This window comes from Paenibacillus sp. AGC31, from assembly GCF_057334655.1.
This window is the reverse complement of the sequence record NZ_JBHFJH010000003.1, coordinates 91,978-113,757: the sequence shown is the minus strand read 5'-3', so window position 1 is coordinate 113,757 and position 21,780 is coordinate 91,978. Positions and strand designations below refer to the sequence as shown.

Sequence of the window (21,780 nt, the reverse complement as noted above, 5' to 3'; positions counted from 1 at the left end):
GCATAACGGGAAGCATCGGGGTGACTGGTATCACAGGGGAAACCGGAGCGACAGGTATAACGGGAGCCACAGGAGTCGGCATAACGGGAAGCACCGGGGTAACTGGTGTCACTGGGGGAACAGGAGCGACAGGTATAACCGGAGCCACGGGAGTCGGTGTAACAGGAAGTACCGGAGCAACTGGTGTTACGGGGGAAAGCGGAGCGACAGGTATAACGGGAGCAACGGGAATCGGCGTAACGGGGAGCACCGGGGCAACTGGTGCGACGGGGGAAACCGGAGCAACGGGAAGTACCGGGCCAACTGGTGTCACTGGGGAAACAGGGGCCACAGGTATAACGGGAGCTACGGGAGTTGGCCTAACGGGAAGCACCGGAGCAACTGGTGCGACTGGGGGAACAGGAGCTACAGGAGCCACGGGAGTGGGCTTAACCGGAAGTACCGGAAGTACCGGAAGTACCGGAGTAACCGGAGCAACAGGTGCAACAGGTGCAACTGGAACATCTGTAACATCTAACTCGGCTTTTGCTGAGAACACTAATGGTACGATTGTTGTAATATTGGGTGGTACACTCGTTCCATTACCGAATAACCAAAATATTGGCACAGGTATAACCGTCAATGGGGCTAATGACACCTTCACACTGACCAACGCAGGTCGTTACTACATCTCATACAAAATAAGTCTGACAGCTGCACTTGCTATCCAATCTCGGGTTTTACTTAACGGTACAGCTATTCCAGCGAGTGTAGTATCTCCAGTACTTTCTCTCAGTCAGCTGCAGTCGGACTTTATGATTACCGTTACCGCTGGTTCAACAATACAGTTACAATTACTCGGGCTCGTTGGCACAGCTATTCTTTCTCCTCCGGGATCTACACTAAACATTATTCAGTTAAGTTAATAGTTCGATAATGTATTAAGACTATTTCCCTAATAGGCAAAAGAAGCGGAACTCATATGAGATTGGTGCATTTGATTCTCGAGAAACCCAGATCAATTTAAGATCTTGGGTTTCTCTTTCTTTCCAGGTAGTAGTGGTCAATCCTACATTAGATGTTTGGGACGACCGAAAGAGTCAGTTCCGCACGGCCAGAAGTAAAATTAATTTTAAAATTGAAATGAATACGCAATTTACTTAGCGACAAAAAAGACGGAACCACAAGGGTCCCGTCTCTTCTTATACATTTAAAAATATTTTGATTATTCCAGAACAATTTCAACAGCAGTATTGATTTCTGGCAGCGCAGCAAGCTGCACAAGCACATCTTTTGGAACAGCTTTATCTACGGTCAGAATCATGATCGCTGCACCACCAATAATTTTACGTCCAACTTGCATGGATGCGATGTTGACATCGTTTTGTCCAAGTAGGGTTCCTACACGCCCGATAATACCTGGTTTATCATTATGTGAGATCAAAATTTGATGACTTTCCGGAGCGATATCTACCGGGAATTTGTCCAGACGAACAATACGTTCTCCATAACCTGCAAGCAATGTACCTGCTACACGGCGTTCCTCAGCATCCTGAGTTGTAACCAATGTTACGGTAATCAGGTTAGTAAATCCTTTAGTTGTTGAGGTTTGGCTTACAACCACATTCAGATCACGGATTTTGGCCAGATGCATGGAGTTAACGATGTTGGCTTCCCCACCCAAATGTCTGGCGAGAATCCCTTTCACAATGTAACGTGTGAGAGGAGAAGTATCTACTTCAGAAAGTTCACCAGCATAGTCGATCCGAATCTCCTGCACTGCATTTTGTGTAATCTGTGCTGCAAAACTACCCAACGTTTCACCCAATTTGAAATACGGCTGCAATTTGTTCATCACGGTTGGTGCAACAGCCGGCATGTTAACTGCGTTCTTGAACGGTTCATTGCGCAGAATATGAAGAACTTGTTCCGATACATCGATAGCCACGTTCTCTTGTGCTTCTACTGTGGATGCACCAAGGTGAGGCGTAACGATAATGCTTGGGTGATTCAGGAACGGGTGATCAGCGGCTGGCGGCTCGCTTTCAAATACGTCAAATGCTGCACCAGCAACAATACCTTGATCAATGGCTTCCACAAGTGCCATCTCGTCAACTACACCACCACGGGCACAGTTGATGATACGCATGCCTTTTTTCATCACTTCGAATTGTGGACGTGAAATCATATGCCGTGTTTCCGGTGTTAATGGCGTGTGAACGGTCATGAAGTCCGCATTGCGAATGATATCATCTACACTAGCAAGTTTCACTTGCAGCTTCTCGGCACGCTCCTCCGTCAGGAACGGGTCGTAAGCAAGAATGTCCATTCCGAATGCTTTGGCGCGCTTGGCAACTTCACTACCGATCCGTCCCATACCCAGTACACCGAGCGTTTTATTTCTTAATTCCACACCCAGGAAGGTTTTACGATCCCACGTACCCTGAATTGTTTTGGCGTAGGCCTGAGGAATGTGTCGTGCCAATGCCATCATCATGGCAAACGTGTGCTCACAGGTTGTGATGGTATTGCCATCAGGTGCATTAATAACGATAATACCGCGCTGTGTAGCAGCTTCCAGATCAATGTTATCTACACCAACACCTGCACGTCCGATCACCTTAAGGTTGGTACCAGCTGTCATAATACGATCTGTAACACGAGTCTGGCTGCGAACCAAGAGAGCATCATAATCACCAATAATGGCAACAAGTTCATCTTCACTAAGACCGGTTTTCTTCTCAACAACAACATCATTTGCATCCACCAGTTGCTGGATTCCCAGATCACTGATTGGGTCCGACACTAACACTTTGTACATGGTTTCTTCCTCCTTAGGTATGTGTATCTATATCGTCAAGGTCTGACCTCAGCGAAGAGGTATTCCTTAAAACCAGGTTGATTCTTCCGCCCAACAACGCGGTGTCGCAACAGAGGGGGAAGGTGAAGCAAATAGAGTGATCCCACAGATATCCTTTAAAATAAATCAAAAAACTCTCAATCCAAATACTGCTTGCGCAATAAGGGACGAGAGTTGTCGTGGTACCACCCTAATTCACCGCCGTTTCGCAACGACAGTCTTAGCGGTCAATGAAGACCGAAGAGGATAACGGGTCTAAACCGATTGCACCTACTCCAATTTCAATGCAATAACTCAGGAGCGCTCAAGACCATTTGCCTGCCACCGATTCACACCTACCATCGGCTCTCTGTAAGACGAAGCAACGTCTTTTTTCCATCATCGTGTTTAACGTGACTAATTTTTTCATAATGTATCATGGCTGACATGAGCATGTCAATAGGCTTAAATGTTTTAAAATGTTTTGCAGATGTCTTTAGATTCACACATAAACAGAGTCACCATAAGTAATACCATAGTTAATATACCTACCACAAGAAGATGGAAAGTAAGCTGTTTGATGAACTGGATTTTACTGCTTAATGAAGTAATGGCATGGATATAAAAGCAGGACTTGGGGCAGGTCTTGAACCTAATTGGTTTTTTGGCTATCATTTAGTATACTATCCGATTGGACAACGTAATTGTTATCCATCAAATTTAACTCAAGAGGACAGACACATCCGATGAAAAAATTCAAGTTTCCCAAGTTCAAGATTCAGAAGGCTGAGCCACAGCAGCTTACCGAGCGTTTGCTTTTAATCAATCTATACTTTACACAAGGTCTGACACTGATTATCGGAGTTGTGTGGATCTTATTGCAGAAACGAAACTTGTTAGATGTACTCGCATGGCCTGACAATTACCAATTTATATGGTGGGGTCTTGGTCTTGCAGGAATTATGCTTGTTATGGACTTGGTACTGTCGTATGTTATACCTCAGGAAAGCATGGATGACGGTGGAATTAACGAGATGCTGTTCCGTGGGCGTCCGATCTGGCATATTGTATGCATAGCAGCCATTGTTGCTGTGTGTGAGGAATTATTATTCCGTGGAGCCATCCAACATGCCATCGGTCCTTACTGGACAAGTATTTTATTCGCAGTTATCCATATTCGTTATTTGCGCCACTGGATTCCAACAGGCTGGGTGTTTGTCTCAAGTTATGGATTGGGTTGGATTTACTTGCAGTCCGGCACATTATGGGCGCCTATATTATGTCACTTTATTATTGATTTGGTGTCCGGATTAGCGATACGTTTTCGGAGGGGATCATGAATCAGCCATTAAGTAGAATGAAGACATATGGCAGTCAGCGCCATCGTCAATCGGATAAAAAAGAGAAATCTGAGCGTCAGGTGGCTTCTCAAGTAAGCATCGTTGCTGAAACGGCAGCAGCTGCTGAGGTTGGCGGAATCACACCAATTACTTCCGTTTCTTTACCTAGATCACAGCGCAAGCCCTATACAGAAAAGCTGGAAAGTCCAGTACTTCCTCAAAGGGCACCATCACGCTCCAAAAAAACGTCAACATCAACGGAAGAATCGATCCCCGAAGCGGGTTCGCTTCCTACACGAACAGAGTTGCATCCTTCACGTCGGTTAAAATTGAGCAAGAGGTTTGTCAATTCACTCATTTTTATTTTTGTCATGTTAACGATTAGTCTGGTTTGGTGGGGGGTTGAAGGGGCACCCGCTCTGAATACGTTCCTTCCCTTGCCGTGGTAATGCTTTTACTCACAGGTTTTATCATTTTGATGGGAATTTTACTACTTTTTCATATGTGGCGTGAAGCCCGCGTTCATCAAATGATTGAAGAAGAGGTTGAAGTGCCTCATCTGCCAACATCCTTTGACGGGGCTAAGATTTTGTATGTATCCGACACGCACAAGCGCAAGCTGAACCAGAAGGATCTGGAAAACGTTAAAAACAAGGTGGACTGGGTTCTCATCGGCGGGGATGTTGCGGAAAAAGGAATTTCATGGTCTATAGTTAGACATAACATGAAAATTTTATCGAACATTGCTCCTTCATTTACGGTGTATGGCAACCATGACAAGAGGGCGGGTACCGCTCAACTTGCGCGAATCCTTCGGGAATCGGACGTTAAACTCCTGCAGGATAATGTGGAATATCTGCAAAGGGGCAACGACAGATTGAGCCTGATCGGTGTAGATTATCGTTCCAAACAGGGCGATGTATTACTACAGCAGATCGGTAACCGTTTTTGCAAAATTGCTATCGTTCATGATCCTTTGCAGGCCCTTCGCTTGGAAGAAAATGCAGATCTTATTTTAAGCGGTCATACACATGGCGGACAATTGGTTGTACCATTTTTCGGACCTGTGTTCCTGAGCAAAGCGTATCGTCCCGTATCGAACGGGTGGTACTCCCTGAAGCGAAGTCCGGAGGACGTTTACCAAGAAGGCAAAATGCTTGTTAGCAGAGGATACGGTACAAATCATCTTCCTCTCCGACTAGGTTGTCCTGCGGAGATGCATATCATCACGTTAAGAGTGCCCACGGAAAAAGCACTCACAGAGAAACAGCCTTAATCCATTGGATCAAGGCTGTTTCATTATTAATGCGCAAAAGTACAATTTAACGAGCTTCCAATTCAATTGCGCGCGGATCAACAAAGGAATATCCTTTCTTCTCGAGCTTGGTCAGCAATTCATCCAATGCTTCAACCGTCCATGGCAACTCGTGCATCAAAATATTGCTTCCGGGATTTAACTGGTCCAGTACATTTTGGATGACTTTTTCCGGTTTGTCTTTGGTGCTTTTATCCCAATCGAGCGAACCATTAGACCAAGTCATATATAACATGCCCTTTTTCTTCACAGCAGCCTTCAGTGCATCATTTCCCGACCCAAAAGGTGGACGGAAGAATTGCGGTTCCTCACCAATGGTATCCTTCACTATTTTTTGGACATCTGTAACCTGTTTTGCCGCCTCAGCTTTGGACATTTTTTTGAGATCCTCATGATCCCAGGCATGATTGCCTACAATCTGACCCCGTTCATGTATGAGTTTGAGCAATTCCGGATGGCTTTTCACCCGATATCCATTGACGAAAAATATCGCTTTAGTGTTATGTTTATCTAAAGTGTCGATCAGTGAAGTAATCATTTTTTCTTCTTTGGGCCCATCATCAAATGTTAACAAGACGACCTTGTTTGGACTCGCTTCATCGTTTGGTTTAATATAATAATTTTCATTCATATGATACGTCTTTTCCACTTTCTCTTGTGTAGAAACCTTCTCCGAAGATTCAGGTTTTTCTTCATTCGCAGTTGAATCTTCCGTTGAAGGCTCGGGTACACCAGATCCGGGTTTTCCTGTTTCAGCTGGGTTAGAGTTATCTTGCTCTTCTTGAACCGTGGTAGTTGATTCACCCGCTGGTGCGGAATTATCAGATGTTTTTTCTTCCGCTGTCCCACAAGCTGACAGCAGCAAACTTGCAGCAATGATCAATGCGGCTGTATGTCTAAACATGATTTCAACTCACTTTCCTGTATTTATACGGAATGAGATCGCTCACTACCGCAAACACTAAATATGATTTTAACACTTGAAGGAGGTTGGTGTAATGAAGACGTCATCCTTTTTTTGGGGCATTGTCATTGGTGTTGCAGCCAGTTCATGGCTGTCCAAAGGCAGATTGCCCATGATGTCATCGGGTTCATCACGTAACATGATGGATCAGGCAAAACATAAGATGATGGAAATGACTTTCCCGGGTATGGACGGGTTCACAAGCAAGCAAAATCAACATGGTGAATCCCACAAAAATCCGGCTGCAAAGACCGCAAGAGCAATCACACCGCAGGAGAAAGAAGCGAATATGAGTATGCTCAAAGATTTTATTCGCACCAATCCGGATGTGAAGCATGAAGTTGAGCAAATTTTAAGTCAAACAAACACAACAGTACCGGGTTTATAAACCAAAACCTCCAATTAGAATCATCCACAGTCTAGATTGGCTGTGGAATGATTCTTTTTTTGTCGATTTTACTTCGTGCATTTAGAGGTATAAAATGATAACATAACTACATAGATTTATTTTCAGCACATATTGTTTTGTGCTTCATAATCTGTTATAAGACTTGCTTATAAAGGGGAGATCCTGTATGAAAATAGAACGACTAAGTCACGATAAGATACGGATTTTCCTGACCTTTGACGATCTGAGCGAGCGCGGAATACAAAAAGAAGATATGTGGCAGGAAATACCTAAGGTTCATGAACTGTTCACTGAAATGATGGATCAGGCCTATTCCGAACTTGGATTTGATGCCACAGGTCCACTCGCTGTCGAAGTATTCGCACTTCCCGCTCAAGGGATGGTTGTCATTGTCACACGAGGAAAATATGATCCGCAACAATATGGTTCAGGTCATGAAGATGATCTTCCTGAAGAAGTATATGAAATGGAAGTTACACTCGAGCAAAGCGATTCCATCGTTTATGCATTCAAGGACTTTGAAGTGCTCATTGAAGCTGCACATATGTTGCGTCAGCATGTTACGGATGCTGGGAGACTTTATTCTTATAAAGACAAGTGGTTCTTGCATTTGGAGCCAGATGAGGTAGATTCCACCAAACATGCGGCATTGATTGCCTTGCTTGCTGAATTTGGCGAAGGTTCCTCAGTTACTCCAGCAGTTATGGAAGAGTATGGTAAGGTTGTTATTCCTGCACAAGCGATTGATGTTATCTGCACCCACTTCAAACGCCAGGATTAATCTCTAGTTGTAATCGCGTCTTTAGTCAGAGGAGGGAATTTCGGTGCTTTTGTTTTCGGTCTTAGCGGCAGCAGTTGCTCCGGGTCTCGCCTTGTTAACATACTTTTACCTGAAAGACCGTTATGATTATGAGCCACTTCATATGGTATTGCGGGTTTTCCTCATGGGGATTCTGATGGTACTGCCTGTGATGATTATTCAGCGTGGCATGATGATATGGCTCGGGGATAATCCTTATCTTGAGGCCATTATGATCTCAGGTGGTGTAGAGGAATTTGTTAAATGGTTCGTACTTTACCATATCATCTATAATCACACCGAATTTGATGAGCCGTATGACGGGATCTTATATGCAGTCGCTGTTTCACTTGGATTTGCCACTGTTGAGAATGTGTTGTATGCCTTTGCGGGGAATGCATCCGTCTCAGCCATGTTCCTTCGGGCACTGCTCCCTGTTTCAGGGCACGCTATGTTTGCGGTAATCATGGGTTATTATATGGGTAAAGCCAAGTTTATCGGTGGTAAGAAAAAGCGGTGGTACCTGGTTCTTTCTCTGGTTTTGCCTTTTTTCTGGCATGCATTGTACGATGTCATCATGAACACCATGCTGAACAATTGGTTGTGGTTTATAGCGCCGCTAATGGCGGGCCTGTGGTATGGGGCAATGGGTAAAATCACACGAGCTAATAACCGTTCTCCTTTTCGTTTTGTGAAGCGGGAGGAAGAGGTTAAATTATAAAAATACGGACACACTGGTGGACATAAAGCGCATATTGCGCCTATGGCTCCGGTGTGTTTTTATTTTTACGGATAAACTCCCGGGGAATGACCAACAGAAACGGAGATCGTTGTGATGAGAATTAAAATTAAAATCAGATGCAAACAATGCGGTGAACGATTTACATTACGAGGCAAGAAAGAGCGGGGCCGGATTGAGACGGGATTTAAGCAGTGCCTCTGTGATAACAGAGACCAGTTCGAAATTGAAGAAGAGGGCATGGCAACTGGGATTCAGCTGAATTAAAGGGAGGACCCAAACGGGACTTTAGCAGCCTGCTTGTGTAAGGACTGGAAATCGCATGCATAAGAGATCTTTCTTCGATCCACAATAGAGGTAGTGGTTTAGAAGAAAGGAGACTCTACGGATGTATAAACGTTTAAGTTCAGTTATGTTTCCGATATTTGCGGTTCTGCTGGTCGGTGCGCTTGTGTGGGGTTATCAGGAGAATCAGGAGAAGAATGCAATTCTGATCAAGGCAGAGAATCAATATCAGCGTGCCTTTCACGATTTATCTTTTCATATGGACAAATTGCATTCGGAGATTGGTAACACCTTGGCGGTTCACTCTACATCACAGGGGATGCATCGCAAAGGTTTGATGAATGTATGGCGACTCACCAGTGAAGCGCAGAATGAGATCAACCAACTGCCACTTACCATGCTGCCATTTAACGAGACAGAGGAGTTTCTCTCACGTATTTCCAACTTTGCCTATCGGGCGTCGATGCGGGACTTGACGAACGAACCGCTAAGTGAGAAGGAAATGGGCAACCTGAAAAAGCTGTATCAGAATTCATCCGAGATTACCAAGAATCTGCAGGATGTACAGCAGAAAGTCCTGACGGACCGATTGCGCTGGATGGATGCAGAGACTGCCATGGCAACGCAAGAGCAAACCATGGACAACACGATCGTTGATGGTTTTCGTACTGTGAACAAAAAGGTACAGGAATACCCGGAGCTTGATTGGGGTCCTTCCGTATCCAATATCTATGCAAAACGATCAGTCAAGAAACTGGGCGGTTTGCCGGTGACCAAAGAACAGATCCAGAGCAAGGCTGCAAAATTTTCTAATGCGGATAGTAGCAAAATCCAAGTGCAGGAGAACGGCAAAGGAACTGACTGGGAGTCCTACACTGCCACAATTGATCATGCCAACAATGGCAAACTGATGATGGATTTCACCCGTAATGGCGGAATGCTGATCTCTTACAGTGATACGCGTCCAATCGGAACCAAAAAAGTGTCTCGTCAGAATGCCATGGCTAAAGCAGATCAATTCCTAATGAACAAAGGTTATAAGGATATGAAGGCCGTAAACTACGATGAATATGGTAATCTGGGTAACCTTACTTATGTACGGAAGCAAGGAGACATTTTGATCTATCCTGAGAAAATGTCAGTTCGTGTAGGTTTGGATACAGGTGAAGTAACCGGCTTCCAGGCGAGTGACTTTGTCTACGAACATAATGACAAGCGCAAAATTCCGAAAGCAACTCTTACGGAGCAACAGGCGCGGAAAAAGCTTAACTCGGAGTTCGAAGAAAATTATGTTCGCAAATCCCTGATTGAGAATGATTACAGCAAAGAAGTATTGTGTTATGAATTCGGAGGGAAAATTAACGGTTCTCGTTACCGGATATACATTAATGCAAATACAGGAATGGAAGAAGCGGTTGAAGAGATCAAACCGGTCAATGCAACCTCATAAAAAGATGGATAATCTGAATTTTAAGCTGAGCGAATAACTGTGGCAGACCACGATGTGGTCTGTTTTTTTCTTGTTCATTGTGAGAAAGGTCATGGTATAATAGTCCTTGTACATACGAAGATAAATACATAAAGTGGCGGTGAACGGCTTGTTTCCGAAAATAAATGAAATTTTATACATCCAGATTGCTTCGGCAGATGAAAAAGAGGAACACAAAGAATACAAATCACGCATTGCAGATATGGATGACAGCAGTTTTCTGATTGAGGTCCCGATACAACAAGGAAGTAGCCGTCTGAAAAGGCTCTTTTTCGGAGAGGAATTGTCCATTTCATATATTACGGAGGATGGGGTCCGGCATTATTTTAATACCTATGTCACGGGATTTGAGGAAGATGTGGTCCGTCTTGTCCGTATCCGCAAACCGCTTCCGAGCGATATATCCAAAATACAACGGCGCAGCTTTCTTCGTGTTCATGCAAACCTCGAATTGGCCATCCAGAGTGAAGACCTGACTCGTACCGTCGGATTGACTGAAGATATTGGTGGCGGTGGATTGTCCATCTATGGCGAAACAGGGTTTTCAATAGCTGAAGGTCAAAAACTGAAATGTTGGTTGCTGGTTCCCTACCGGAATTCAACCATTGAACATGTGAATTTTGAAGCTGAAGTTGTTCGGATCAAAACCCTGGAAACCGGCAGACAGTTATGCATGCTGAAATTTGTGCAGATTTCAGATTCGGAGCGCCAAAAAATTATCAAGTTTTGTTTTGAACGGCAACTAGACTATCGCACGAAATAGGAATGTTGTGGCATAAAGAGAGGGAACTGCGGGTACCGTAATTGAAAAACGGAGGTATTGCCTTGAATCATCGTCATGCAACCCGCAGATATGAAAGACTCTATTATGTTTTCTCCAGGCGAATGGAACGAAAGGTTGCTATTCTGATTATAGCCCTTCTAATCCTGCTTGTGGTATATCAATTGCTGCTGTTGGTGCCAGACTTCAAAAAGAATTTGACCACCATTGACCGCCTGGAAGGAACGCCAATTGAAATGCAAACGGTGAATGATTACAAACGTCGTTGATTTGTCTGTTTTTGCATCCATGTGTAGAGTGTGGTATAATTTTCACGATGCAGGCAATGCCTGTTTTTTTATTGAGGTTTATCGTTTGAGGAGGAATGCCCCGTTGGCAAGCCAGAACACATCAGAGAACGGGAAAATGAACGTTGCAATTGACGGACCTGCCGGTGCCGGGAAAAGCACGGTGGCCCGATTGGTTGCAGAGGCGCTCGCGTATGTATACGTCGATACAGGCGCAATGTACCGTGCGGTAACCTTGCACATGCTTCGGAAAGATATTGCGCCGGAAGAAGTGGCACAGGTACTTCAGGAAGCCCAAAAGCTGGTCATTGATTTACAACCGGATCCCGACGGACAGAAAGTGTTCTGTAATGGGGAAGAAGTAACCTCGGAAATCCGCTCCCGTGAAGTTACGGGAATCGTGTCCCGATATGCGCAAATCGAGGGGCTGCGTACGCAATTAGTGGATACTCAGCGGCAAATGGCTTTGCGCAAGGGCGTCGTCATGGATGGACGCGATATCGGAACGACAGTACTGCCCGATGCGGAAGTGAAAATCTTCATGACTGCCAGTGTCGAAGAGCGTGCGCTTCGCCGCTTCAAAGAACTGGACCCCTCTGAAGGACTGACGTTGCAACAGCTGGAGCGAGACATTGCCACCCGTGACAGATTGGATGAGAATCGGGAAATTTCCCCATTGCGTTGTGCTGAGGATGCTATCGTCCTTGATACAACGGAGATGAACATTCATGAAGTGGTTGACAAAATCGTATCTTATTGCACAATGGTCAGAGGAGAGATCGGTCTATGATTTACACATTTTGCAGCACATTACTGCGGATCATTTATACCATTCTTTTCCGCTTGGAGGCCGTTGGACGGGAGAATATTCCGAAAGAAGGCGGCGTACTTTTATGTTCCAATCATATTAGTAACTTCGATCCTCCAACCGTTGGTATCAAAATTCGCCGTCAGGTGCGTTTCATGGCCAAAAGCGAATTGTTTGACATTCCGGTACTCGGCCGAATTATTAAAGCTGTGGGCGCTTTCCCCGTTAAACGTGGAGGTGTCAGCAAGGAATCCATCAAAACCTCACTCAATATTTTGCGTGATGGTCAAGTGCTTGGAATCTTCCCCTCGGGAAGCCGCCACAATGATGGAGGTATCGGCAAAAAAGGGGCAGCGAGTTTTGCTCTCCGCAGTGGCGCTACAGTTATTCCTACTGCTATTATCGGTAACTACAAAGTTTTTCGTAAGATGAAAGTTGTATATGGAGCACCAGTAAGTTTGGACGAGTTCAAGGAAGACCCATCTGGAGAAGCTCTGGAGAAGGCGACTGAAAAGATTATGTCCAAGATTAACGAAATGGTGCAAACGGGCGTGCCAAGCAAGTAATGGCTTCGTCGGTAGCTGAGTGCATGTTTCCATATTTTTGAGGGAGACTAAAGCATGAGCACTCAGTGATGAAAGTGTTTTGAACTCTGCTACAGGCAGGTTTGAATATAATGGGGTTTTTGAATTGAGGAGGGTATTTGACATGTCGGAAGAAATGAAAAATCAAGAAGCAACCCAAGATGAGTTGGATCAATTCGTTTCCTTGAAAAAAGGAGATACCGTAAAAGGAACCATCGTCAAATTGGAAGATAACCAAGCCTATGTGAGCATTGGATATAAATATGACGGTGTCATTCCAATTCGTGAACTGTCTTCATTACATGTTGACAGCGCGTCTGACGCAGTAGAAGTTGGACAAGAAGTTGAAGCTAAAGTTCTTAGCATCGACGACGAGAAAGAAAAACTCGTTCTGTCCAAACGTGCAATCGACAGCGAAAACGCATGGGATCAATTGCAAAAGCATTTTGAAGACCAAGACGTATTCGAAGTTGTTGTAGGTGATGTTGTTAAAGGTGGTCTGGTAGCAGACGTGGGCGTACGTGGATTTATCCCGGCTTCCATGGTTGAACGCCATTTCGTTGAAGACTTCAGCGACTACAAAGGACGCACACTGCGTGTTAAAGTGAAAGAGATCGACCGTGAGAACAACAAAGTGATCCTTTCCCAAAAAGACGTACTGGAGCAAGAATTCGAAGCAAACAAAGCTACAGTAATGGCTGGTTTGCAAGAAGGTCAAGTGATCGAAGGTACAGTACAACGTTTGACTCAATTCGGTGCATTCGTTGATGTGGGCGGAGTTGACGGTTTGGTTCACGTATCCGAGCTGGCTTGGACACACGTTGAAAAACCATCCGATGTACTGTCTGAAGGTGATAAAGTTAGTGTGAAAGTGCTGAAAGTTGACCCTGAAAAAGGCAAAATCAGCCTGAGCATGAAAGCTGTTCAACCTGGTCCTTGGGAAACAGCAAGCGAAAAATTCAATTCCAGCGATATCGTAACAGGTGTTGTAAAACGTCTGGTAGACTTCGGTGCATTTGTTGAAATCGCTCCTGGTGTTGAGGGACTTGTGCATATCTCGCAAATCTCCCACAAACACATCGGCACTCCTCATGAAGTGCTGAAAGAAGGACAGGAAGTTCAGGTTAAAATCTTGGACATGAACCCTTCTGAGCAACGTGTAAGCTTGAGCATCAAAGAAACAGAAGAGGCTCCAGCTCAACCACAAAAATCAGAAAGACCTTCAAGAAACAACGCTCCGCGTGAAGAAATTAACAATCCAAACGTTTCCTTGAACAATCAAGGTATGAGCACTACGCTTGGCGAACTGTTTGGAGACAAACTCAGCAAATTCAAATAAGTTAACAATGCATGGTTCTAAGTTATATACTGCATATTTTGCTGAATAACAAAAGCAAGATCGGCGAGCCCAAGGCGGGTTCGCCGATTGTTTTTATTGCGAGTAATTTGGCATGAAACGTTAGCCAAGACATATCTTTTTTGCTATGATGAGTATCGTAAGTATGGACAGGAGGAGTGGAATGTATGGCAAGACCCGTTGTGGCAATTGTCGGACGACCGAACGTGGGTAAATCGACCATTTTCAATCGGATCATCGGCGACAGACTGGCCATTGTGGAAGACAAGCCGGGCATTACCCGTGACCGCATATATGGAATCGGTGAATGGAACGGTAAACCATTTAGTATCATTGATACAGGTGGTATCGAAATTGATGGTGAAGATGTAATCTTAAAATCGATTCGGATGCAAGCAGAGCTCGCTATTGAAGAAGCGGATGTTATTGTATTCATGTGTGATGCAAAAGCAGGTATTACGCAATCGGATGAAGAGGTAGCAGAGATGCTCTACCGCTCAGGCAAGCCTATTGTTGTAGCCGTTAACAAAGTGGATAATATCGGACGAAGTGAGCTCATTTATGAGTTTTATGGATTTGGTTTCGGTGATCCTATCGGCGTATCCGGAAGTCACGGTACAGGTGTAGGTGATTTGCTTGATGCAATTGTGGAGAAGCTGCCAGAACTTGAGGAAGAGACTTACGATGAAGATGTCATTCGTGTAGCTCTGATCGGACGTCCTAATGTGGGTAAGTCTTCACTGGTGAACGCTATTCTGGGTGAAGAGCGTGTCATTGTAAGTGACGTGGCTGGAACGACCCGGGATGCAATTGATACACCTTTTGAAAAAGACGGCCAACGTTACGTGCTGATTGATACAGCAGGTATGCGTAAGCGTGGTAAAGTATATGAAACAACTGAGAAATACAGTGTAATGCGTGCGATGCGTGCGATTGAGCGTGCAGATGTTGTTCTGATTGTCATTAATGGTGAAGAAGGCATTATTGAACAGGACAAGCATATTGCAGGATATGCATTCGAAGCGGGTAAAGCGTCATTGTTTGTTGTGAACAAATGGGACGTGGTAGAGAAGCATGACAAGACGATGAAAGAGTTTGAGAGAAAAATTCGGGATCACTTCCTATTTATGACTTATGCTCCGGTCGTATTTTTGTCGGCTCTCACAAAACAACGCTTACAAAAACTGTTGCCGGTTGTGCAACGTGTAGCAGAGCAACACTCGTTACGTGTGCAGACACATCTGCTTAACGATGTGGTGTCTGATGCGGTTGCCATTAATCCTCCGCCAACAGATAAAGGACGGAGAATGAGAATTAACTATGTGACTCAGGTTGCAGTTAAACCACCGACCATGGTTATTTTTGTGAACGATCCTGAGTTGATGCACTTCTCATATGAGCGCTATCTGGAGAATAAAATCCGTGCAGCGTTTGATTTCGAAGGAACACCAATTCGCATATTTACTCGGAAGAAGTCCGACGAAAGTTAGGGGAGAAGTGTGTGATTTTACAAATCGCAGCGATTGTACTGAGTTATCTGCTCGGTTCGATCAGCTTTAGTGTCCTCCTTGCCAAAGCGATACGGGGGATCGATATTCGTCAGCACGGAAGCGGAAACGCGGGAGCTACCAATACATTGCGTATTTTGGGTAGAGGACCGGCAATTGCTGTTCTGTTACTTGACGTACTTAAAGGTGTTGCAGCTGTATGGATTGGAATCTGGCTGAGTGACGGTTCTGCCTGGATTCCTGCACTCAGTGGTATAGCAGCCATTGCAGGACATAACTGGCCGCTTTACTTCCATTTTCGTGGAGGAAAAGGCATTGCCACAGCCATTGGTGTTCTGGTGAGTCTTGCTTTCCTACCTGCGTTATGTGCTGGGGTGATCGCCATTCTGTCTATTGTATTGACACGCTATGTTTCATTGGGGTCTCTGATTTTTGTAGCATTTACACCCATCTTTATCCTGGTATTACCCGGATATTCAATGAATATCTTCTGGGGGAGTCTGATTATTTGTCTGTTTGCGTTCTGGAGACATCGTACCAATATTGCGAAGCTCGCCAAAGGACAGGAAAATAAATTGGGATCGAAAAACCCTGGAGGGGGTAAACGAGTTGTCTAAAAAAGTTGCTGTTCTGGTCGCTGGAAGCTGGGGGACAGCTCTGGCCAGTGTACTCGCCGCCAATCAGTTGGACGTGATGATGTGGACACGTGGTGAAGACCAGGCTAACGAAATCAATAACAAACACACCAATACTCGCTATCTTCCGGATGCGGAGCTTTCACCACGAATTCAAGCAACAACTGATATGGAAGCTGCGGTGGAAGGCGCTATAGCTGTGTTAATTGTTGCGCCTTCATCAGCCATGCGTGCAGTTACGAACCAGCTTAAGGCTTATTACAAGCCTGAGATGTTAGTCATTCATGCAACCAAAGGTTTCGAGACAGAAAGCCTCAAACGGATGTCCACAGTCATTTCAGAAGAGCTTGAATGTGAAGAAGGACGTGTTGTTGTTCTTTCTGGCCCAAGTCATGCGGAAGAAGTGGTGAAGCGTTGTCCAACGACAGTGGTTGTAGCTTCACTGGATAAGTCATCTGCCGAGGCGGCCCAAGCTTTGTTTATGAATGCTTATTTCCGTGTTTACACCAATCGTGACATGCTCGGTGTTGAACTGGCAGGCGCATTCAAAAATATCATTGCTCTTGGTGCAGGCATGTCCGATGGTCTTCAATTCGGTGATAATGCCAAAGCAGCGCTGTTGACCCGTGGTCTGGCGGAAATCACACGTATTGGTGTGGAGATGGGGGCAAATCCTTTAACGTTTTCAGGACTTGCCGGAATCGGGGATCTGGTTGTAACGGCTACAAGTCAGCACAGCCGTAACTGGAGAGCGGGTTCTATGTTGGGTCAGGGACAGAAGCTCGATGATGTCCTGAAGTCAATGGGCATGGTGGTGGAAGGCATTCGAACCACACAGGCAGCCTATTTCATCTCTCAAAAATACGGTGTGCAAATGCCGATTGCAGATCAGTTGTATCACGTTTTATTCCAAGAGAGACAGCCGCGTGATGCGGTTGAAGCCCTGATGGGACGTGACCCGAAGACCGAAATGGAAGTCATGAAGCTTGAAACCTGGGAGCAGTGGCATTCCTGATTGTTATCAGCCTAAACGCATCTTGTGAAATAAGGAGCTTATTCACCTTTTCTGTAGCGGACTCATACTATACACATGAGTATTGCCGGAGGAGGGGAGACGAATGGGTAACAACATTTCCAAAGATGCGCTGAATGCAATCAACAAAAAAACGGGTAAAACGATAACTGAGGGTGCCGTCAAGAAATTGGCAAGCACGGTGAAACCAACGACGATCCAGAATGAAGCTCAGTTGCGCCAATTGATCAAGCAAGTATCCGCCATGGCGAAAGTTCCGGTATCTGAGGATACGGTTAAGGATATTGTGAGTGCGGTCAAGAAAAGCGGATTGAATCCAAACAGTATGGAGTCGTTAATGAAAATGATGATGAAAAAATAATAGATCACACCTGCTTGTGCAGGTGATCCAGTAAGACAAAAAGACGAGTCGGCATCTGCCGGCTTGCTTTTTTGTCTTTTTTTTGGAAAGTTGAGCTGAATTTCATGTTATAATGGTTGCAATTGTCACAGTGTCAGTGATGAATATCGGACTGAAGGGGAGACTGCTGGATTATGAGCGCAATGGACAAGATGTGGCTGTCATTGGTGGCCATCCTCATTATGGGATTATCTGTATTCCTGATTACGTTTGCTCGTGCCAAAACAAAGGGGATTGTACGGGGGATTCTTTCTCTAATTGCATTTTTGATTATGCTGATTGGCTTTTTCGGTGGAATCGCTTCTCTGACCTGATTTCCCATGCCTGAAAGATAACATCCGCATAAGCACATCATAAGAACTGACACAATGAACACGGATGAGGGGAGTGTGAGCCTATGAGGCCGCATGATACGGAGGGTCGGACAGAGCGTTATCCGGAATTACACGCGGCTTTGCTGGAAACGGCCAAAGCTTGGAACACACAGCCGCAGACATGGTTACTTGGAGGAAGTTGTGGGTTGCTGCTTCAAGGGGTGGAGTTGCAACAGGCTCCGAGAGATATTGATATCTATGCGGATGTTGCCGCTGCTAAGGAACTTCACCGTAGCGCTCCGGGGGAAATGCTTGACGAGCCTACAGTGGACAAGACAGGACCGTATGCTTCTCTGCTGAGCCACTATCAGGTGGGTGAATGTGCGCTGGAACTGGTTGGTGGTTTCGAAATATGGGCTCGAAAAAGTTGGTACCGTATCGAGATTGAACATGTACTTGCTCTGCATGCACCAGTAGCACAAGTGGGTTCATATACCCTGCGACTGATGCCGCTTGCGCATGAGCTGTTGTTTAATCTGCTGCGAGGTCGTGAAGATCGTTATGTCCCCATTGCGACACAGATGCGCGAGCAGCCAGATGCACATCAACCTATAATGATGCTGTTAAGTCAACAGAATGTGTGGGCAAGTCGCTTCAGAGCCGAAGTGGAAGAGCTTGTTGGCTTTACATGGCCCCAGTAGGTTGAGGGAGGAAAATGATGGACTATAAAGTTACTTTTTTACCTATGAACAAATCGATAGCGCTCAAACCAGGGGTGACACTTCTGCATGCAGCACGACGTGCTGGAGTCAAGATTACGACCCGATGTGATGGTAAAGCGGCTTGCCTGATGTGCAAAGTGAATGTGGATGAAGAACATCGGGCGGAACTGTATCCACCAACAGATGCAGAAAAGCGCAAGCTGGGTTCTCTGTTGGAAGCAGGTACACGACTGTCCTGTCAGGCCAAGGTGTGTGGATCTCTATCGGTTCATGTTCCAGAGGACCCGCTGAAGGCAGCCATTCGGAAACAACTGGAACGTCAGCAACAGGAAGATGACTGGTTCTGAGCGTTATGAAATGGATTCTCTAATGAGTTATTCAAGGAGGACACGAATGATTAGGAACAAGCCAAAATGTGTGGAAGGAAGTGGACAGCAGCGTCTGAGACATCAGACGGGCAGTCTGCTGTTATTCCTGTTGTTTGCTTTTACAGCAAGTGGTTGTATGTATCCATCCCAGAGCAATTCGGACCCTAAGATAGCGTATCGGGAAAGCGTGAGCCGTATCCAGAGTGCGGTCGAGGCATTCCAGCAAGATGAGGGGATTTTGCCAATCATTAATGCAGATATGGAAACGCCTAAATATGAAAAGTTCAGAGTGGATTTGCCCAAGTTGAAACAACTGGGGTATCTGGATGAAATACCGGAGACTGCTTTTGAAAGTGGTGGGAGCGCTTACTTCCTTATTCAGGACGAAGAAGTGAATCCGACCGTTAAAGTGATGGACCTTCTGACCGTACAGAAAGTAAACGATGTGCAACGAATGGTTAATCAATATAAGTCCGTACATAACAATAAGCTGCCAAGCGGGGAAGAACTGTATCCGGGGTTATATGCTGTGGATATGGAGCTGGCTGCTCAGGCAGGTACTCCTTCCATTACGCTGAATAGTGTATATTCAGGTCAGGCGTTACCTTTTATGATGGATGACGAAGGCAAGGTCTATGTAGATTATGCTTTTGATATTATGCAGGCAGTGGACAAGTCTGACGTGTCTCCAGCAGAGACTGAAGATGTTCGGGATTTGCTGGTGGAACACTCCTACTTCGTACCTGTAAAATCCGTTTTCTACGCATGGCAAAATAATGCGCCGGTTGCCCAGCCAATAAAATAAGCATGATTGCAATTCAAATGGTTTAGCTGTATGACCACCATGCCTCTAATGGTTCAAAAAGAGATATTCCAAATAAGGGATATCTCTTTTTTCTTTGTCAGTATGAGCAATAACCGTCATAAAAGCTTCACGGATCACATAAAGTAGATTGAAATAAAGACGCGCAGTCCGAGATCGGGGGATTCTCCTAATGTCATCACCATAAGATAAAAAAACAAAAATACGCGTCATATTGCCGCATACGGATACATAAGATGATACTAGTCCAATTGCATGTACGAGTTAACGCCGCTCTCGCCGGTTTCATCAGAATGCAACGTTCGGCGGCGGACGACTTCCGGGCACTCACAAAGGCGGCTCTACCGTTGCAGGGATTTCAGTCTTCTGATTGAAAAAACGAAGCGGATGCTCTTTAGCATTTTTCCTTCGGAGTAATTTAGGGAGGGGATTTCATTGGAGAAAGTGGACATTTTTAAGGACATAGCTGAGCGGACCGGAGGGGATATTTATCTCGGGGTTGTCGGCGCAGTCCGGACGGGAAAATCAACATTTATTAAACGATTCATGGAAACCATCGTGTTGCCAAACATCACTAACGAGGCTGACCGTGGTCGAGCGGTGGATGAACTTCCACAGAGTGCAGCAGGTAAAACCATCATGACTACCGAACCAAAATTCGTACCAAATAACGCAGTCCAGATCAAGGTGGCAGAAGGACTTGATGTCAATGTGCGTCTTGTGGATTGTGTAGGTTACGCGGTGGAAGGAGCCAAGGGATACGAGGATGAGAATGGTCCACGCATGATCTCCACGCCTTGGTTCGAGGAACCAATTCCATTCCAGGAAGCCGCCGAGATTGGTACTCGCAAAGTCATTCAGGAGCATTCTACACTGGGTGTTGTGGTAACAACAGACGGCACAATCGCCGAAATTGCCCGCAGTTCCTATGTGGAATCTGAAGAACGGGTCATTGCAGAATTAAAAGAAGTGGGTAAACCGTTTGTCCTGGTCATCAACTCCACTCGTCCTCGCAGTGAAGAAGCCCTGCAATTGCGTAGTGAGCTTGCTGCCAAATACGACATTCCGGTGATGACACTCAGTGCAGCGACCATGACGGAAGATGATGTGACGGGTGTACTTCGTGAAGTGCTCTATGAGTTCCCTGTGCATGAAGTGAATGTAAACTTGCCGAGCTGGGTTATGGTGCTCAACGAGACTCACTGGCTGCGGAGCAACTACGAAAATTCCGTACGGGATACCGTCAAGGATATTCGCAGACTTCGTGACGTGGATCGGGTTGTCGCACAGTTCATGGAATATGAATTCATTGATCGCGCAGGTCTGAGTGGCATGAATATGGGGCAGGGTGTAGCCGAAATTGACCTGTATGCGCCGGATGAACTGTATGATCAGATTCTCGTGGAAGTGGTTGGCATCGAGATTCGCGGTAAGGATCATCTGCTGCAATTGATGCAGGAATTCTCGCATGCGAAGAGAGAATATGACCGCTTTGCAGAAGCGCTGGAGATGGTCAAAACGACCGGATACGGCATTGCTGCTCCATCTCTTGCCGAGATGGCTCTGGATGAACCTGAGCTCATTCGTCAGGGCACCAAATTTGGCGTACGTCTGAAAGCAACGGCACCATCCATTCACATGATCCGGGTTGATGTGGAATCGGAGTTCGCTCCAATTATCGGTACGGAGAAACAAAGTGAGGAACTGGTGAGATACCTGATGCAGGACTTCGAGAACGATCCGATCAAGGTATGGGATTCAGACATGTTCGGTCGTTCCCTGCACTCCATTGTGCGAGAAGGGATTCAGGGCAAGATTGCCATGATGCCGGATAATGCAAGATACAAATTGCAAGAGACGCTGGGAAGAATCATTAACGAAGGTTCGGGCGGCTTGATCGCCATCATTCTGTAAGACATCAAAAGACCGTAAGGGGGCATCCCCTCGCGGTCTTTTTTACGTGATTTCTTTATTTTGGATGAAATGGATGGGAAGAATAGTG

The 21,780-nt window shown here is 45.5% G+C and carries 25 protein-coding genes and 1 other annotated feature; of the genes, 23 read left to right on the top strand and 2 right to left on the bottom strand.

Features of this window, described 5'->3' with window-relative positions; translation table 11 throughout:
- Positions 1-29 precede the first annotated feature (29 nt).
- On the top strand, positions 30-905 hold the full coding sequence (locus ACE04G_RS03420) for a BclA C-terminal domain-containing protein (protein ID WP_486094156.1): 876 nt from the start codon (positions 30-32) through the stop codon (positions 903-905).
- 299 nt (positions 906-1,204) lie between these two features.
- Here the strand turns inward: ACE04G_RS03420 and serA are convergent, their stop codons facing one another.
- Entirely contained in the window at positions 1,205-2,800 is a 1,596-nt protein-coding gene (serA, locus tag ACE04G_RS03415; RefSeq protein ID WP_047843574.1) for a phosphoglycerate dehydrogenase, read from the bottom strand.
- A gap of 199 nt (positions 2,801-2,999) precedes the next feature.
- Positions 3,000-3,230: a binding site (T-box leader), on the bottom strand.
- 334 nt (positions 3,231-3,564) lie between these two features.
- Here serA and ACE04G_RS03410 point away from each other — a divergent pair.
- The 3 genes from ACE04G_RS03410 to ACE04G_RS03400 are packed head-to-tail and all read left to right on the top strand — an operon-like array spanning position 3,565 to position 5,434.
- Positions 3,565-4,158 (top strand): CPBP family intramembrane glutamic endopeptidase, encoded by a 594-nt coding sequence (locus ACE04G_RS03410; protein WP_036607728.1) that lies wholly within the window; start codon positions 3,565-3,567, stop codon positions 4,156-4,158.
- Complete coding sequence (locus ACE04G_RS03405) at positions 4,155-4,607, top strand: hypothetical protein (protein WP_221820294.1); 453 nt, start codon at positions 4,155-4,157, stop codon at positions 4,605-4,607. The genes ACE04G_RS03410 and ACE04G_RS03405 overlap by 4 nt, the downstream gene beginning before the upstream one ends.
- 29 nt (positions 4,608-4,636) lie before the next feature.
- Complete coding sequence (locus tag ACE04G_RS03400) at positions 4,637-5,434, top strand: metallophosphoesterase (RefSeq protein WP_449003589.1); 798 nt, start codon at positions 4,637-4,639, stop codon at positions 5,432-5,434.
- 46 nt (positions 5,435-5,480) lie between these two features.
- On the opposite strand, the gene ACE04G_RS03395 is transcribed toward ACE04G_RS03400, so the two are convergent.
- Positions 5,481-6,377 (bottom strand): polysaccharide deacetylase family protein, encoded by an 897-nt coding sequence (locus ACE04G_RS03395; RefSeq protein WP_221820296.1) that lies wholly within the window; start codon positions 6,375-6,377, stop codon positions 5,481-5,483.
- Between the two features lie 94 nt (positions 6,378-6,471).
- Between ACE04G_RS03395 and ACE04G_RS03390 the strand changes: the two genes are divergently transcribed.
- The 19 genes from ACE04G_RS03390 (at position 6,472) to spoIVA (ending at position 21,692) form a co-directional block, all read left to right on the top strand.
- Positions 6,472-6,825: a hypothetical protein gene (locus ACE04G_RS03390; RefSeq protein WP_221820297.1), complete on the top strand. Its 354-nt coding sequence runs from the start codon at positions 6,472-6,474 to the stop codon at positions 6,823-6,825.
- 187 nt (positions 6,826-7,012) lie between these two features.
- The gene (locus ACE04G_RS03385; RefSeq protein WP_076209900.1) at positions 7,013-7,627 is read left to right on the top strand and encodes a genetic competence negative regulator; all 615 of its coding nucleotides are present in this window, start codon (positions 7,013-7,015) and stop codon (positions 7,625-7,627) included.
- 43 nt (positions 7,628-7,670) lie between these two features.
- Positions 7,671-8,366: a glutamic-type intramembrane protease PrsW gene (gene prsW / locus ACE04G_RS03380; RefSeq protein WP_221820298.1), complete on the top strand. Its 696-nt coding sequence runs from the start codon at positions 7,671-7,673 to the stop codon at positions 8,364-8,366.
- Positions 8,367-8,480: 114 nt separating this feature from the next.
- Positions 8,481-8,651, top strand: a complete 171-nt coding sequence (locus ACE04G_RS03375) for a hypothetical protein (RefSeq protein ID WP_165980215.1) — start codon at positions 8,481-8,483, stop codon at positions 8,649-8,651.
- 121 nt (positions 8,652-8,772) lie between these two features.
- Positions 8,773-10,119, top strand: coding sequence for a germination protein YpeB (gene ypeB, locus ACE04G_RS03370; RefSeq protein ID WP_221820299.1), 1,347 nt, complete (start codon positions 8,773-8,775; stop codon positions 10,117-10,119).
- A gap of 148 nt (positions 10,120-10,267) precedes the next feature.
- On the top strand, positions 10,268-10,921 hold the full coding sequence (locus ACE04G_RS03365) for a flagellar brake protein (protein WP_221820300.1): 654 nt from the start codon (positions 10,268-10,270) through the stop codon (positions 10,919-10,921).
- Positions 10,922-10,983: 62 nt separating this feature from the next.
- Entirely contained in the window at positions 10,984-11,208 is a 225-nt protein-coding gene (locus tag ACE04G_RS03360) for a hypothetical protein (protein ID WP_221820301.1), read from the top strand.
- Between the two features lie 103 nt (positions 11,209-11,311).
- A complete protein-coding gene (gene cmk, locus ACE04G_RS03355; protein WP_076209905.1) occupies positions 11,312-12,016 on the top strand; it encodes a (d)CMP kinase in 705 nt (234 codons plus the stop codon).
- Positions 12,013-12,600, top strand: coding sequence for a lysophospholipid acyltransferase family protein (locus ACE04G_RS03350; RefSeq protein WP_076209906.1), 588 nt, complete (start codon positions 12,013-12,015; stop codon positions 12,598-12,600). Before cmk ends, ACE04G_RS03350 begins: the two co-directional genes overlap by 4 nt.
- Before the next feature lie 142 nt (positions 12,601-12,742).
- On the top strand, positions 12,743-13,957 hold the full coding sequence (rpsA, locus tag ACE04G_RS03345; RefSeq protein WP_036607712.1) for a 30S ribosomal protein S1: 1,215 nt from the start codon (positions 12,743-12,745) through the stop codon (positions 13,955-13,957).
- 185 nt (positions 13,958-14,142) lie between these two features.
- A complete protein-coding gene (der, locus tag ACE04G_RS03340; protein WP_076209907.1) occupies positions 14,143-15,465 on the top strand; it encodes a ribosome biogenesis GTPase Der in 1,323 nt (440 codons plus the stop codon).
- An 11-nt stretch (positions 15,466-15,476) separates the two neighbouring features.
- Positions 15,477-16,100, top strand: coding sequence for a glycerol-3-phosphate 1-O-acyltransferase PlsY (plsY, locus tag ACE04G_RS03335; protein ID WP_221820302.1), 624 nt, complete (start codon positions 15,477-15,479; stop codon positions 16,098-16,100).
- Positions 16,093-17,133: an NAD(P)H-dependent glycerol-3-phosphate dehydrogenase gene (locus tag ACE04G_RS03330; protein WP_221820303.1), complete on the top strand. Its 1,041-nt coding sequence runs from the start codon at positions 16,093-16,095 to the stop codon at positions 17,131-17,133. Before plsY ends, ACE04G_RS03330 begins: the two co-directional genes overlap by 8 nt.
- Before the next feature lie 103 nt (positions 17,134-17,236).
- Positions 17,237-17,512, top strand: a complete 276-nt coding sequence (locus ACE04G_RS03325; RefSeq protein ID WP_145322508.1) for a stage VI sporulation protein F — start codon at positions 17,237-17,239, stop codon at positions 17,510-17,512.
- A 173-nt stretch (positions 17,513-17,685) separates the two neighbouring features.
- Complete coding sequence (locus tag ACE04G_RS03320; protein ID WP_017687688.1) at positions 17,686-17,865, top strand: DUF2768 family protein; 180 nt, start codon at positions 17,686-17,688, stop codon at positions 17,863-17,865.
- Positions 17,866-17,948: 83 nt separating this feature from the next.
- Positions 17,949-18,566 carry a hypothetical protein gene (locus ACE04G_RS03315; RefSeq protein ID WP_221820304.1) on the top strand — a complete coding sequence of 206 codons (618 nt, stop codon included), beginning with the start codon at positions 17,949-17,951 and terminating at the stop codon, positions 18,564-18,566.
- A gap of 17 nt (positions 18,567-18,583) precedes the next feature.
- Positions 18,584-18,934, top strand: a complete 351-nt coding sequence (locus ACE04G_RS03310) for a 2Fe-2S iron-sulfur cluster-binding protein (RefSeq protein WP_017687690.1) — start codon at positions 18,584-18,586, stop codon at positions 18,932-18,934.
- A 46-nt stretch (positions 18,935-18,980) separates the two neighbouring features.
- On the top strand, positions 18,981-19,760 hold the full coding sequence (locus ACE04G_RS03305) for a DUF3939 domain-containing protein (RefSeq protein ID WP_221820305.1): 780 nt from the start codon (positions 18,981-18,983) through the stop codon (positions 19,758-19,760).
- Positions 19,761-20,213: 453 nt separating this feature from the next.
- Entirely contained in the window at positions 20,214-21,692 is a 1,479-nt protein-coding gene (spoIVA, locus tag ACE04G_RS03300) for a stage IV sporulation protein A (protein WP_036607700.1), read from the top strand.
- Positions 21,693-21,780: the final 88 nt, after the last annotated feature.

Coding starts and splice junctions, on each gene's coding strand:
- ACE04G_RS03320 (WP_017687688.1), top strand. CDS start 17,686: ATGAGCGCAATGGACAAGATGTGGCTGTCATTGGTGGCCATCCTCATT.
- serA (WP_047843574.1), bottom strand. CDS start 2,800: ATGTACAAAGTGTTAGTGTCGGACCCAATCAGTGATCTGGGAATCCAG.
- ACE04G_RS03395 (WP_221820296.1), bottom strand. CDS start 6,377: ATGTTTAGACATACAGCCGCATTGATCATTGCTGCAAGTTTGCTGCTG.
- der (WP_076209907.1), top strand. CDS start 14,143: ATGGCAAGACCCGTTGTGGCAATTGTCGGACGACCGAACGTGGGTAAA.
- ypeB (WP_221820299.1), top strand. CDS start 8,773: ATGTATAAACGTTTAAGTTCAGTTATGTTTCCGATATTTGCGGTTCTG.
- ACE04G_RS03305 (WP_221820305.1), top strand. CDS start 18,981: ATGATTAGGAACAAGCCAAAATGTGTGGAAGGAAGTGGACAGCAGCGT.
- ACE04G_RS03375 (WP_165980215.1), top strand. CDS start 8,481: ATGAGAATTAAAATTAAAATCAGATGCAAACAATGCGGTGAACGATTT.
- ACE04G_RS03350 (WP_076209906.1), top strand. CDS start 12,013: ATGATTTACACATTTTGCAGCACATTACTGCGGATCATTTATACCATT.
- ACE04G_RS03410 (WP_036607728.1), top strand. CDS start 3,565: ATGAAAAAATTCAAGTTTCCCAAGTTCAAGATTCAGAAGGCTGAGCCA.
- ACE04G_RS03400 (WP_449003589.1), top strand. CDS start 4,637: ATGGGAATTTTACTACTTTTTCATATGTGGCGTGAAGCCCGCGTTCAT.
- ACE04G_RS03325 (WP_145322508.1), top strand. CDS start 17,237: ATGGGTAACAACATTTCCAAAGATGCGCTGAATGCAATCAACAAAAAA.
- ACE04G_RS03310 (WP_017687690.1), top strand. CDS start 18,584: ATGGACTATAAAGTTACTTTTTTACCTATGAACAAATCGATAGCGCTC.
- rpsA (WP_036607712.1), top strand. CDS start 12,743: ATGTCGGAAGAAATGAAAAATCAAGAAGCAACCCAAGATGAGTTGGAT.
- ACE04G_RS03385 (WP_076209900.1), top strand. CDS start 7,013: ATGAAAATAGAACGACTAAGTCACGATAAGATACGGATTTTCCTGACC.
- ACE04G_RS03405 (WP_221820294.1), top strand. CDS start 4,155: ATGAATCAGCCATTAAGTAGAATGAAGACATATGGCAGTCAGCGCCAT.
- ACE04G_RS03315 (WP_221820304.1), top strand. CDS start 17,949: ATGAGGCCGCATGATACGGAGGGTCGGACAGAGCGTTATCCGGAATTA.
- ACE04G_RS03390 (WP_221820297.1), top strand. CDS start 6,472: ATGAAGACGTCATCCTTTTTTTGGGGCATTGTCATTGGTGTTGCAGCC.